The following is a 13609-nucleotide window of genomic DNA, read 5'->3' as shown; positions in this document are numbered from 1 at the left end:
AAAACCACTTCATTTCGACCACTCATGCTATCTAACAGCATTGGAAATGCTACTTTTTCAGGAGCCTCTGTTGTATCAAATTTCAACGATGTCAGGAGGTCACCAGATTGATCCGCCACTTTGCTTAACAAAGCGTCATTTTTAAGTTACAGCGGGCTTGTTAGATTTGATTTCTTGCTCAACCCTACCCTCTTTAAAGTTAACGAAAAAAACCGTTTATCTCTCGATAAGCGGTTTTTCGATTGTGGTTCCATGTTAGACGCTAGACTTTGAAACTACCGACTTGTTGATCCAGTCCTTTATACAGCTTAGTAATATCTTGCGATTGCTGCTGCAATAAGTCGGACACGGATTGAACCGAGTCGCTCTGTTCTTTTAACGACACCATATTGCGGTTGATATCGTTGGCGACGATTGATTGCTCTTGTGTGGCTTGCGCGGTTTGAGCCGCCATTTCCTGAACTTTGGCGAACGATGACTGCAAATCGTTAAATGTTTTCGTCACTTCTTCAAAATAACTGACCGTAGACTCAGCATTGTCGCGACTATTCTGGATGGCTTTAGACGACTCTGCCACATTGATTTTAAGCTTCTCAATCATGGTTTCTATTTCATTGGTGCTGTCTTGCGTGCGCGTCGCCAAGGTGCGAACTTCATCGGCAACCACAGCGAAGCCACGACCCTGTTCACCGGCACGAGCGGCTTCTATCGCGGCGTTCAATGCCAGTAAATTGGTTTGTTCGGCAATATTACGAATGACTTCCAAAACAGAGGCGATGCTGTCTGAGCTTTTTTGCAACTCACCCGACCGATCAAGCGCCAGTTCGATATCCGATACCAATTCTGTTATCGCACGGTGCGATTTATTCACCGCCGTCATACCACTTTGTGTCAAGGTATTCGATTTTTTCGCTTCGTCGGCGGTATCACGAGCCACGCTGGCCATTTGCTGATTTGACATGTCCATTTCATGACCCGCGCTAACGATAGACGTCGATGCATTCGCCAAGGCGGTGGTAATGCCCGTGGTTTTCGTGGCCACCTCATTTAACTGCCCCGTCATATCACCCAAGGCATCCGATTGCTGATGAATACTGGCGATAATGTCTCTTAAACGACCAATAAAACCATTAAACTCATTCGCAAGGTCACCCAATTCGTCTTTGGTTGAAAACTCAATACGCTGGGTTAAATCACCATCTCCCTCGGAAATTTCACGAATACGCAGCCCCAAGTATTGCACTTGATTTGCCAATACCTTCGGCATTTTGTAGCTAAACCAGACACTAATCAATAAACCAATCAGCACAATGATAATGGCGAATCGCTCAAAGGTTTGGGCTTTTTCGAGCATAGAGTTTTTCGAGAATACCGCATGGTTGTTAACAGCTTCACCGGCTTTATCGAGCATATCTCTTAAGGCTTGAAAGTCACTATTGGCTTTTTCCTCGGCGGCGACAAAACCAGGTTCACCAACGCGAACAGCAACGAACGCATTAGAGGCATTTAGCCAGGTTGTTAGGGCGCTATCAAGATCCCCTATGGTCTGGTAAACGTGCGCTTCCTGAGACAAATGCTGGCGAAACAAGTCCAGCCTTTCTTCTACTTGCTGGGCATTTTCTAAGCGGTCTTTTTCTTCATTGACGAGGTCTCCGACGCCAGCAACAATCCGCTGCTCCGCCAGCTTAGCCTGATATAAATCCCGGTCGGCGTTTAGAATCACCGCAGACGCTTTCCCATAGGAATCCGCCTGCGCGTCCAAAGCCGCACTAAATTGATTTATAATATACCCCATTGAAATCAGGGCGATCGTGAAAGTGATTCCCATCACAACAATAGGTAAGGTGGTTTTTACCCGAATGGAATGCAGACGCATGGTTTATCTCCTAACAAAAAGTATCATTTTATCGCGTACTCACTATTTATCGCGCACACACTAATAGTAGAAGGACTTGTCATAACACACCAATACAATTTAACGATGGTCGATACTGGTACTGTTCTAGGTCACAGATAAAGCATTAAAAAACGCCTTAATCGAGTCTGTTTTTCATTCAACTCGTTGGCTTTGCTTTTAGCCGCAAGATCACGTACAACAACATTCATCGACAAAAAATAGCCAGCAAAACACTTTCAATTCACGTTTAACAAAAGAGTAACGCGATAACATGACGTTCCCAACACAAGGCGCCAAACTTGCTCTCGCGGCTTGGTTAGAATCGCACTCCGCATTTCGCCTGCCGACCGAGGCAAATAATCTGTCCGATGCCTTAAAAGCGCTTGAAACCACGCCTCATCTCAACGGTTATTTGACGCAATTTTCGCGTTTGAGACGGTATTTTATACGTGCAATTTTGAGCCTGTTTGTCGTGTCCTTTTTGTTGGGGATGATTGCGGTACCGCCAGCTTTTGCCACCGGGGAATCCCATCAGGTAAACATTTTTTGGTTGTTCATTATCTTGTTAGGCTTTCATGCACTGAACTTTGTGGTGTGGTTTATCACCATGCTGGCGACCATGAGACAACAAACATCAGGCCAAGGTCTGTTACTTAGCCTGTTGATTTTCATCAACAAAAAAATCAGTAAGCACTCACATATCGAAGAAGAAGTGGCCGCTGCTTATTTCCATTGGCAATGCCCTACTCACGCCAACAAATGGCTGGTAAGCAGTATTTCCCATGGTGCCTGGGGGTGTTATTTATTCGCTGGCTGGATGATGACTTTGTTATTATTACTCACCAATCAGGTCAATTTTGTCTGGGAAACCACGCTTCTAAGCGACAATGCCTTTATTCAACTAACGCAAACCTTGAGCGTTATTCCCCAATGGTTTGGTATTTCCCTGCCGAACCAATTGGATATTCTCGCCAGTCGCGTTGACTTGGTGTCACAGACCGCTGCGACCAGACAGCATTGGGCTAACTTTTTATTGGCGAGCATTATGCTTTATGGGGTGTTGCCAAGGCTGATTTTGACGGCTATCTGTCTAGGTTTGTACCATGTCAAACGCGCCACTCAGCCACTCAGTACGCCGGAAAAGATCATTCAAAATCGCTATCGACAGCAGGCAAAGCAAAGTCGACACATTTTAGATGCCGATCACCATCCAGCCAGCCATTCAGCGACAAATGCGAACAACGCAAGTAACGGACCTCTGCCAAGCAATGCGCTCTCTCAGCATTGGGCCTTGTATGAATGGAGCCAAGCGAAACCCGATTCTTTACGCCAACCGCGCTCTTTATCTTTATTAAACAATCGCCAACAACAAGATGACTTTTTAGCCTCCCCCAGCGACGAGGCTATGTATATTTTAGTAGACGCAAAGCAAAGTCCAGATCGGGGAACAAGGCGTTTTTTCTCCCAAGCCAGCACCACATACCCGGCGCTCTTTATGGTGATATACGGCGGTGAAAACGCGACATTCAGCGAGGATTGGCAACGCCTTGCCAGAGAAACCCATTTGCCCTTTACCCCATTTACATAAAAGGAAGACGCTGTGTCAATTGCCCTTTTAATCGTTGGTCACGCGAATACCGGAAAAACGTCGTTGATTCGTACGCTGTTGCGCCGTCACGACTTTGGCGATGTTAGCGACCGAGCCGGTACCACGCGCCACGTCGAAAGCGTCACAATAGAAATCAGCCAACAATCGACCATCACCCTAACCGATACGCCAGGGTTTGAAGACTCAATGGGGTTATGGCAGATTCGCCATTCTGCAGCGTTCCGTGCTTATCAAGGCGCAGACTGGCTGCCGCCTTTTTGTGCAAGCCACTTTGCGCAAAATGAGTTTGAACAAGAAGCTAAGATTTTAAAGCAGTTAAGCAAGACGGATATTATTTTATACGTGATTGATATTCGCCAAGCGCCGCTGGGGAAATACCTAGATGAGCTGGCGTTATTAGCCAGCGCCAACAAGCCTATTATTCCCATCCTGAACTTCAGTGCGTCACCAAGCGCTCATCTAGAAGCGTGGCGAAAAGTTCTGGCCGAGCGACATTTGCACGCCGTCATCAAATACGACACCGTGGCGTTTTATGTGGAAGACGAAAAGCGGCTCTATCAGAGCATTCAAAGCCTAATGCCCGAAGACTATGATGCCATCGCTCAGCTTATTCAATCGCGCGAAGAAGCCGCCCAATTACGCAAAGTCATGGCCGTCAACCAGCTCACCGAACTCATGATCAAAGCCGCTAGCGCCCGTTTGGAATGCACACACTATCCGCCGACCAGCAACGATACAGACACCTTTGAAAATAAAATACGCGCCCTAGAAAGTCGCTACATAGCCGGACTGTTGCGGCTTTATGAGTTTCAACAAGAAGATGTTATCGCCACGCCATTGGCAATCCAAAACAATCGCTGGCAACAGGATATTTTCGATACCGAGACCTTAAAAGAATGGGGCATAAACACGGGCACCAGCGCATTAACCGGTGCCGCTATTGGGGCAGGTGTTGACATAATGTCAGCAGGGCTAACATTAGGCACCGCCACAACCATTGGCGCATTGTTAGGCGCCACATGGAAAACCGGACGACATTACAAAGATACCCTGAAAAGCAAACTGACCAAACGCTATTATTTGTGTGTGGATAAAGCCACCCTGACACTGCTATGTTTGCGCGGCTTAACGGTGATTCAACACTTGCATCAAAGAGGGCACGCTTCTCAACAAGCCTACCAGCTAACTCCTCAAGCACAAGGCGACACCTTGATCGAACGCATTAAGCCTTACTGGAAACAAGCACAACAGCACCCAGAATGGGAAACGCAGGATCTGCCTGATTCCCATCCAAGTAAACGAGGTTTGCAACAGGCGCTCGAACAAGCGCTAAACCAAGAGAAGCGCTGAACCAAGAGAAAAACTAAGCCAGCGTGCGCTTCCCAAGCTCGTTATCCAAACGTTGTTGCGTGTCGTGCATCTGTTGCTCACATTGTTTCATCAAGGCCACTACATCGATTTCCAGTAACCCTGCGGTATCGATGGGCGGCAACATTTCCACCAGCACCTTGCCATTATCCCAGCGATTCAAGTTCACTTGACCATGAGTGCTACTACACACCACCGGAATAATCGGCACCCCAGCTTGCAGCGCAGCATGAAAAGCTCCGCGCTTAAACGGTAGCCAGCCACGCCCTCGACTCCGTGTGCCTTCGGGAAACATCCAAATCGAAAGACCCGTTTTTTTCATACTCGCTACCACTTGCTCAATGGTGGCGATGGCTTGTTGACGATTGTCTCGATTAATCAAAATATTGCCACTGGCCCAGTAAAGCGCGCCGAAAAATGGAATCCACCGCAAACTGGTTTTCCCCACGGTCACCACACCTTTGGGAACAATTTTCGCCAAGGTAAACAAATCAAAATTATTCTGATGGTTAGCGACATAAACCGCTTGAGGAACCGCTTTTGCTAACGCCGCCACCCTAACCTCAACGGATAATCCAAACAGCGGGCCAACCTGAGCAAAAACGCGACTGATATAATAAACGCGATTTTTCGACCACAGAGTCAGCAGACAAAATACAATACCGCACAGGGTTACCCCCACGATTAACCATAATAGCAACGCCATCCGTATCAAAAACAACATATTCGAGCCGGTCTTCCTTCACAATTTATAAGATTTGTTATCGTTTTAAGAGCTGACTTAGCGCTGATTAAAGCTGTCACGCCAATTAAAAAACTCTTCTGCAGCCAAAGGCTTAGAAAAGAAATAGCCCTGTATTTTATCACATTGATACTGTCTTAAAAGCGCGACACCTTCAACATTCTCCGCGCCTTCTGCGGTCACTTGAAAACCCAAACTGTGGGATAAATTAATCGTCGCCTTAACAATAAACTCATCACCTTTATTGGTATCCATATACTGAATAAACGCCCGATCGATTTTGACCTCATTCACTGGCAACTCACGTAAATACGCTAAAGAGGATTGCCCCGTGCCAAAATCATCAATAGCAAGGTGAATGCCCATATTTTGTAGTGCATTCAAAACACCAATGACCTTTTCCCGGTCTTTCATCACCGCACTTTCCGTCACTTCCAACGCCAAAGCACGCTCCGGCAAGGCATTTTTCTTTAGCGCCTCTGCGACCATATTGGGCAAGGTTTCATCAACCAAGTCGTGAGCCGATAAATTCACCGCCACACGTATTTCATGACCCGCTTGCCACCATACCCGCAACTGAGAAAGCACCGTATTCAACACCCATTGGGTTAATAACTGTATGCAGCCTGCGCGTTCTAACAGCGTAATAAACTCATCAGGAGGCAAAAAGCCAAGATCGGGGTGAATCCAACGAATTAATGCCTCCGCCTCATGGCAACCATTTTCCGCCACGCTGACCTTTGGCTGATACACCACAAACAACTGCCCACTGTCTAATGCGGCCGGTAAGTCTCGGATAATAATCAGTTTTCGACGATGATCTTCGTCTTGCCCTTCTTCATAAAACACACACAAGCGGCTGTCTTCTCGCGCTTTATCCGCCACAATATCCAAGCGTCTCATGGCGCTGTTGACACTGGCGGTCGCGTATTCAAAAGGCAGCACGGCCATACTAATATCGAGGCGAATCGCTGATCCTGGCTCAATCTCAAACTCACGACTAAACAATTGTTTTATCGCGCCACAGTCTTGATAAGAGACATTTTGATTAACGATTAATAAGAATTTATCGCCACTCATTCTCGCCAACATATGGACATCGCCGCTCCAGGTTTTCAACCGCTGGGCCATTTTCTCCAATAAAATATTACCGACATCAAAACCCAACATATTATTAATCTGTTTAAATTGTCGGATATTAATTAATAGCAGCGCCCCATCTTGTTTTGGCAACGCCTCACTCAAATAATGCTCGACCGCACTTTGATTAAACAGCCCTGTCATCTGGTCATGGGAGGCTCGATACGTTAATTCTTCTTCGCGGTTAATAATGGCATTTTGCATGGTCTCCATCGTATTCGACAAAACCCCAAACTCACCAGACATGTGCGGCGACTCCAATCGACCTTTTGCCGCCCCCAGTCCTATTTGCGTCGCGTATTCGACCAAGCGATTAATGGGCCGCGTCATATTCCGCGCAAGAGCCACACCAAATAATAACGCCAACGCCAGCGCCCCAGTGAAGATCAACACCAACTGATTACGAGTATGGTTGTAACTTTCTAACCAAGGACGATAAGGCAAATGAATCATTCCCCATTGATCCGTCATGCCCAGATCAACCCCCAAAGACAAGTACTTCTCATCATTAGAAAACACCGGAGCGGTCAATAGGTCTTTTGTGTTGCCGATCTCTTTAAACAACAAGGCTTTCTCATTCACTGGCAAAGTGGACCCGCCCGCCAGCATTGAGTTATCGCCGGTTTCATAAACAAAACTAATATCCAGCCCAGTCACATTTTTTATTTGCTCGGCAAGCGCTTGGTCTAATAAAAATGCCATTCCCACCCAAGCAACCACATTGGGCGCTCGAATCGGTACCAAAACCAATTGATAAGCGCGACGCTCTAACGCAATCATGGCACTAATTGACGCCCCACGAGAACGGCGCGCAGCGTAGACTAAATCGGCAATGGTATTGTCGATATCAAGCGCTTGAGTGGCGGTGATTAACTCACCGTTTGGAGAGACCAGTAAGGACACATCGGCGTTGATACGCGCCCCATGGTTTTCTAGCACGGAACGAATCGTGCCCGTTTCTCGGGTCGCGACGGCTTGTTTAAAGCCAAAGTCTGAGGTGAGTATTTCTACGCCCTTGGTCAATTGTTCAGCACGGGCAGCCAAAAACAAATCGAACACATTGCGTGAGACATCGATGGATTGCACACCTTGCTTGTAGTTGTCTTCCTTTAACGACGACAATACCGCGAGCGCGGTTCCAAGTTGAGCCAGCGCCAGCAGCAATAAAACAAACATGATCAGTCGTGCCTGAAAGCTTTTTAACACGCTAAATCCTCTTTAATACTGGCCACTGGATAATAAGAATAATAGGGCTTGTAAGGCTTTTACGCCATATTAAGACGGCAACGCGTCGGCATCATCTGGCTTGCATTGACTCAACGATGAACACACCACCGTCATTTTGGCAAATTAGTGCTGCCAATAATGGTCTTTCCAATAGTCGACTTGATCGTCAGCGAGGAAACTCCACGCGACAAATCGGCTGATCTTTTGGCCTTGCGCCATGTCGATGGTTTTTACTTGGCGGGCGCCGACCTCTTTTAAGGCGCGGTAAATCGTGTCCAAATTCTCTTGGCGCGCCACCAAAGAAGTAAACCAAAAACAACGATCCGCGTAGTGCACGCTTTCTTTGACCATGCGAGAGATAAACCCCGCCTCCCCGCCATCGCACCACAACTCTGCGGCGCTGCCACCAAAGTTCAACACTGGTTTTACGGTTGTGGTTGCGCGAATGGTTTTGCCTTTCACGCCGCGCCATTTACGCTGAGATTCATCAATCATCGCCGCTTCACTGCTATGAAAGGGCGGGTTACATAAGGTCAAATCAAAGCGGTCTTTTTCTTTCCACACGCCATCAAATACTTTGTCTGCTTGCGTTTGTAAACGCGCGACTATCGCACTTTTTAAACCCGCATTGGATTTAACGATGGTGTTACACGTCGCCACCGCAACCGGATTGACATCGGAACCGACAAACTGCCAGCCATATTCTTGGTGGCCAATAATCGGATACACACAGTTGGCGCCGACCCCAACGTCCAAGACTTTTATCGCTTTTCCACGTGGAATCACGCCTTGATTGCTGACCGCTAATAAGTCGGCTAAATAATGAATGTAATCGGCCCGCCCCGGAATCGGCGGACAAAGGTAGCCTGGTGGAATATCCCAAAAAGCCACCCCATAAAAGTGACTGAGCAAGGCTCGATTTAGGGTTTTAACGGCATCAGGGTTGGCAAAATCGACCGATTCGTTACCGTATTGATTCAGCTGTATAAAGTTTGAAAGTTCCGGGCAAGAGTCGGCCAATAGCGCAAAATCGTAACGCGCTCGATGCGGATTACGCGGATGGAGTTCTAATTTGTTGGTGCGTTTACTCTTCGTATTCTTGCTTTTTAAGACCACAATAATGCCATTGTTTCAAACCAAAACACGAGTATAACCGAATTGCCCAGCTTGGACTAAATCTGCTGGCACTTCCCTAGACTGTCACTGCTCTGGATAAGGAATTAAGGCTTTTACCACTCGCTCACAAATGTCTCGAAACCACATCACGCCGGGGTCGTTTTCTATCGATTTTGGCCAGCTTGAATAATAGTGAATAAAAGGGAAATCCATCGGCAAATCTTTGATCACCAGCCCAAATTGTTTTTGGAAGCGTTCTGGCAATAATCCACTATTGCTCATTAAAAGTGACGTCCGCCCCACGGTTTCCAAGGCGGCCAACATATAAGGGGTACGAAAGGCAAAATGCCGCTCACGGGCCCGCTCGCCAAGTAACGCATCACTAATAACCGGATTGGATCCGCCCAAATTCACTAACACATGCGAGTAAGCCAAATAGTCGTCTAGGCTAATGTTGTCTTTTGTGGCCAACGCATGATTCGCCGACATAACACAGCGAAACTTTTCTCGACCCAATAAGTGCTTCTCAAAATGTTTCGGAAGCTGGATATAATCACTGCACAAAGCAAGATCCAAAGCGGACTCGGTTTGGTTTAGCAAACTGGTTTCCGTAAGCGTGCTGGTCTCGAGTGAGGCAAAAGGAGCGTCTCGATAAAATTGCTCCGCAATCGCAGGCATATAGGCTTGTGCTTGATAATGAGTGGTTTGCATACGAAACGTGCGATAACTGCTTTGTGGCTGGAATTCAGATTCTGTCCACAGCCCCGCCATTTGCTCCAACATGAGCTTTAATGGCGCTTCTAGTGCTATGGCTTTCGATGTTGGCACCATGCCTTTTGAGGTGCGAATAAACAAAGGGTCATCAAAGGCGTCACGCAATCGGTTCAATAATCGGCTCATCGCAGATTGACTCAAGTACAAGCGCTCGGCGGCGCGCCCAACATTGCGCTCTTCCAATAAATATAACAACCCAGTCAGGGATTTAAGATCCAAATGTTGTAGCGAGCTAGGAATCATGAGCGAATCTCGTTTTATGCATAATGATTAGAACTATTATGCATTGGATTTAATAAAGAGGGAACGCCATTATGATCGCTCTGATTTACTTTATGTTGAAGGGCAACTGCCATGCTAACCGCCAAACAGACGTTTCTATACGGTCTCTTTTTTAGCTCTATTACCGTGCTATTTTGGGGAATGCTGCCGATTGCCCTCAAGCTGTCTAGCGGATTTTCTGATCCCATTACACTGACGTGGTTACGCTTTTCAGTGGCCGGCATCCTACTGGGATTATGGCAGTGGCAGCGCGGCAAACTTGGCGAGTTCAAATCGCTTGTCAAAAAAGACTGGCTACGCCTTTTTACGGCGGGCACATTTTTGATTGTTAACTACACCTGCTTTGCCTGGAGTTTAGACTTTTTATTGCCGGGTTCAGCACAGCTGAGTTTCCAAGTCGCGCCGCTGTTTCTCGCTTTAGGGGGCTTGTTCTTCTTAAAAGAAAGCATTCATTGGCAACAATGGCTATGTTTTGTCGGAATAGGCTTGGGGATGTTGGTGTTCTTCCACCCTATTTTTGGACTAGGCGGGCAAGGTTCTATTTGGCTGGGATTCGCCATTGTGCAACTGTCTGCGGCGGCTTGGTCTCTGTACGCCTTGCTACAAAAATCGTTGTTCAAGCGCCTCGCACCATCGAATATTTTATTGGCGGTTTACCTTTATGCCTTGCTTGTGATGTTGCCGTTTTCATCGCCCAGCGAGCTGCTGAACATGTCCTCGGATGAGGCTTGGATTGCTGCATTTTGCTGTCTTAATACGCTCATCGCCTATGGTGCTTTTGCACAAGCCATGCGCTACTGGCAAACCGTACAAGTCAGTGCGTCTGTTGCGTTAACACCAGTGATGGCGTTCATTCTAACGGAACTGTGTGTCGCCTTGGGTTGGTGGACCGGCAGCATTAGTTCGTCTCATGCGGATTTGCTAAGTTTATTGGGCATGTTGATTGTTATTGTTAGTGCGATTAACGTGCAATGGATCAGTGCCAGAGCACAGCGTAAAGCCGCCTTACTCTCAAAGCCGTTAAGTAATGTGGCGTAACAAACAATAAAGCCCAACCGTTTGAGTCAATGGCCCTACAACCACAGTGTAAACGGAATAATGGAAATGCCCAGAATCAGCAAAACCGCCACCAAGGTAAAAAAGGCTTCCGCGGGGTTTTGGCGCGCATGCTGTAGATAACCCAGCACCCACTGCCCTAGCGTAATCGGACGCATGGTTTGGGCACGGGCCATTTGATCTTCCCGTATCAGCGCCAAGGCTTGTGTGGCTTGCTCTTTGTCTTTTACCCAGAGCCCAACCATAGACACTTGCCAACGTCCGGCGGTCGTTTCGTAGAAGGCAATATCATGATCGGTTAATAATTGGCGAATATCATCCGCTTCCTCATCTGGAACATATTTGAGCCGGAACACCAGAGTTGCCATGACATAACCTTGCAGAGACAAAAGAAGCGCTAAAGGGTAAGAGAAGCTAAGTGAAAATACAATATTACCCAGTGCATATAATCCAGTGCGTTGCGCAACTTAATGGCACGTTTTTCTAACCAACGACTGTTTTCTAGCCAAATGATATTAACGTCATTTAATGAGTGATTTATTACTCATTAAGTCTTACAACTGGCGATCTGCCTGCTCAATCACAATGGACAAATAGCCCACTTCAACACCAAATTTGCGCATCACCGACTCATTGATAACGACGCCTTCTTTAACCATATACATGCGATCGTCCACGTTCACTTCAATCAGGTCGCCATCATAAGGCACTTGAAGAACATAGTTCATAAATAATGCATTACCGGCTATTTTCACCTCGCCGGAGCCGATCACATCGTTCGCTGTTGCCGTATAATTGCCCTGCTCATTTGGCGTCATTGTCCATGTGCGTTTTTGAACCTCGCCATCATCAAACACAAACACTTCGGCTAAGGTGCCTACGCCATCGTCCCAGCTTCCTTCTAGGGTCGCATTGAAGTAACGAATAACCTCGCCACTGCGGTTTTTCAAGATACCGTGCGCCGTCAACGAACCTGAAAAAAAGCTCTGCAATTCAAACTTCGGCGTATTTTTAGCGTATAAAGACACATCGGACGTTGAGCACGCCGTGACCAACAATAAGCTCAACAACAAGCTCAATAACAGCAAAACTTTACCCATAACAGATCGACCTAGATGACTCATACTGACTCCCTCATAAAACAGGCTTAAAGATAACGATATTGAATGTCCACACTCTGATAGTTGCCATTTTCATCACAAATATTGGCCCGCCCGGTAAAACGTAACAGTGTCTTGTTGCTCGGATCGTACGCCACCACAATAGGATCAACGGCCATTTTCACCAACCAAGAAACAGGGGTCAGCGCGAAACAGAACGCATCCGACCGCGTATTTTCAACACACGTGGTTTTGCCGACACGAAAAGAAAATGTCCTTTGTTGACTAGGCACCAGATATTCAATGTCCATTTTTTTGCCGGCCAATGCGTCCCAATATTGCTTAACAAAGGCATCAAAACCCGCATCGACGACCATTCCCGACACCAGGGGTACCGACTCTTCTTCCCGCTCAGACGCGCTGTTTTCCAAGTAGTTAACCTGTAATCTATCCTCAACCTGCTTGACGTCTATTGTCTCCCCATTGCGCTCATTGAGTTGAGAAAAGCTTGGGGCAATCTGTGACTGAGAAAAATCGAGGGTTTTGCGGGCAAAAATACGCCCATTGGGTTCTGAATAGTCCACTTTATGAGTATTGTCATCGAGCCGTTGGTGGGTTTCTCGATACAACAAGGCACCGGTTTTTAAACTGTAAGCACTGCCGATAATTTTTTCTGGCGCCGCATGTGCCACATTAACTAAGCTCAACACAGCACCACAAACCGCCACAACAATGGCGCGCTTTGGCGTAGTAAACCTCGCGGATCTGATCATTTTATTTGCCCTTGGTTTTCAAACAGTGACCACTTATCGGCCAACCACACCCCTAGTGTTAATACCAGAGCCCAGATAATGGCCACCATCAGCAAGGTTAACCAGATAGGGTCGGCTAAATGAATACCCGCTAGTTTGGCGCCAGCAAAATAGCTAAATGTGGGGCCGATAGCGCCCATTAATGCGCTCAATGCATAACGAAAACGCAACAACGCCAAACTATGAGCAAACAAGGTAGCCACGCATACCCAAAGGCAAAGTAACCAAATGGGCGGTAGGCTGTTCATGACAGAGGCGCCGCCTGCACTGGATGAAAAAACACCTAATTGAAACAAGGTGCCGTCTACAACCACCCCCAGCATGAGAAAGACAAGCAGCAAACGCCACTCTCTTCGCGTACGCATAAAATAGCGATCATGCAAAAACAAATACAAAACGGTGACGGCGAGAGCCCATACATTTCCGGCCAGTAAGCAAACAAACCAAACAATTTGAAACAAAATGGCATTCAGTAAGGGTTTCATG

At 47.0% G+C, this 13609-nt stretch carries 12 protein-coding genes; 3 read left to right on the top strand and 9 right to left on the bottom strand.

Going from position 1 to position 13609, the window contains the following annotated elements:
* Nucleotides 1-262 precede the first annotated feature (262 nt).
* The gene (locus J8N69_RS09290) at nt 263-1876 is read right to left on the bottom strand and encodes a methyl-accepting chemotaxis protein (protein ID WP_168827052.1); all 1614 of its coding nucleotides are present in this window, start codon (nt 1874-1876) and stop codon (nt 263-265) included.
* Between the two features lie 292 nt (nt 1877-2168).
* On the opposite strand from J8N69_RS09290, the gene J8N69_RS09285 reads away from it, so the two are divergent.
* Together J8N69_RS09285 and J8N69_RS09280 are read left to right on the top strand one after the other, a co-directional pair.
* Nucleotides 2169-3485: a DUF2868 domain-containing protein gene (locus J8N69_RS09285; protein WP_168827050.1), complete on the top strand. Its 1317-nt coding sequence runs from the start codon at nt 2169-2171 to the stop codon at nt 3483-3485.
* Nucleotides 3486-3497: 12 nt separating this feature from the next.
* The gene (locus tag J8N69_RS09280) at nt 3498-4856 is read left to right on the top strand and encodes a DUF3482 domain-containing protein (protein WP_168827048.1); all 1359 of its coding nucleotides are present in this window, start codon (nt 3498-3500) and stop codon (nt 4854-4856) included.
* Nucleotides 4857-4869: 13 nt separating this feature from the next.
* On the opposite strand, the gene J8N69_RS09275 is transcribed toward J8N69_RS09280, so the two are convergent.
* From J8N69_RS09275 to J8N69_RS09260, 4 genes are all read right to left on the bottom strand, one after another.
* Complete coding sequence (locus tag J8N69_RS09275) at nt 4870-5598, bottom strand: 1-acylglycerol-3-phosphate O-acyltransferase (protein WP_168827046.1); 729 nt, start codon at nt 5596-5598, stop codon at nt 4870-4872.
* 57 nt (nt 5599-5655) lie between these two features.
* Nucleotides 5656-7962: a putative bifunctional diguanylate cyclase/phosphodiesterase gene (locus J8N69_RS09270; protein WP_168827044.1), complete on the bottom strand. Its 2307-nt coding sequence runs from the start codon at nt 7960-7962 to the stop codon at nt 5656-5658.
* Between the two features lie 144 nt (nt 7963-8106).
* On the bottom strand, nt 8107-9099 hold the full coding sequence (gene rlmF, locus J8N69_RS09265; RefSeq protein WP_168827042.1) for a 23S rRNA (adenine(1618)-N(6))-methyltransferase RlmF: 993 nt from the start codon (nt 9097-9099) through the stop codon (nt 8107-8109).
* 84 nt (nt 9100-9183) lie between these two features.
* On the bottom strand, nt 9184-10116 hold the full coding sequence (locus J8N69_RS09260) for a LysR family transcriptional regulator (protein WP_168827040.1): 933 nt from the start codon (nt 10114-10116) through the stop codon (nt 9184-9186).
* 111 nt (nt 10117-10227) lie between these two features.
* On the opposite strand from J8N69_RS09260, the gene J8N69_RS09255 reads away from it, so the two are divergent.
* Nucleotides 10228-11193, top strand: a complete 966-nt coding sequence (locus tag J8N69_RS09255) for a DMT family transporter (RefSeq protein ID WP_168827038.1) — start codon at nt 10228-10230, stop codon at nt 11191-11193.
* Between the two features lie 35 nt (nt 11194-11228).
* Here the strand turns inward: J8N69_RS09255 and J8N69_RS09250 are convergent, their stop codons facing one another.
* The 4 genes from J8N69_RS09250 to J8N69_RS09235 all read right to left on the bottom strand — a co-directional run bounded on the left by J8N69_RS09250 (nt 11229) and on the right by J8N69_RS09235 (nt 13608).
* A complete protein-coding gene (locus tag J8N69_RS09250) occupies nt 11229-11579 on the bottom strand; it encodes a DUF6164 family protein (RefSeq protein WP_168827036.1) in 351 nt (116 codons plus the stop codon).
* Between the two features lie 186 nt (nt 11580-11765).
* Nucleotides 11766-12335, bottom strand: a complete 570-nt coding sequence (locus J8N69_RS09245; RefSeq protein ID WP_168827034.1) for a DUF3833 domain-containing protein — start codon at nt 12333-12335, stop codon at nt 11766-11768.
* A 23-nt stretch (nt 12336-12358) separates the two neighbouring features.
* On the bottom strand, nt 12359-13084 hold the full coding sequence (locus J8N69_RS09240; RefSeq protein ID WP_168827032.1) for a hypothetical protein: 726 nt from the start codon (nt 13082-13084) through the stop codon (nt 12359-12361).
* Nucleotides 13081-13608 (bottom strand): DUF2878 domain-containing protein, encoded by a 528-nt coding sequence (locus tag J8N69_RS09235; protein ID WP_168827029.1) that lies wholly within the window; start codon nt 13606-13608, stop codon nt 13081-13083. Before J8N69_RS09235 ends, J8N69_RS09240 begins: the two co-directional genes overlap by 4 nt.
* Nucleotide 13609: the final 1 nt, after the last annotated feature.

The organism is Marinomonas profundi, assembly GCF_020694005.1.
Taxonomy (GTDB): Bacteria; Pseudomonadota; Gammaproteobacteria; order Pseudomonadales; family Marinomonadaceae; genus Marinomonas; species Marinomonas profundi.
This window is presented reverse-complemented; position numbering and strand designations above follow the sequence as displayed.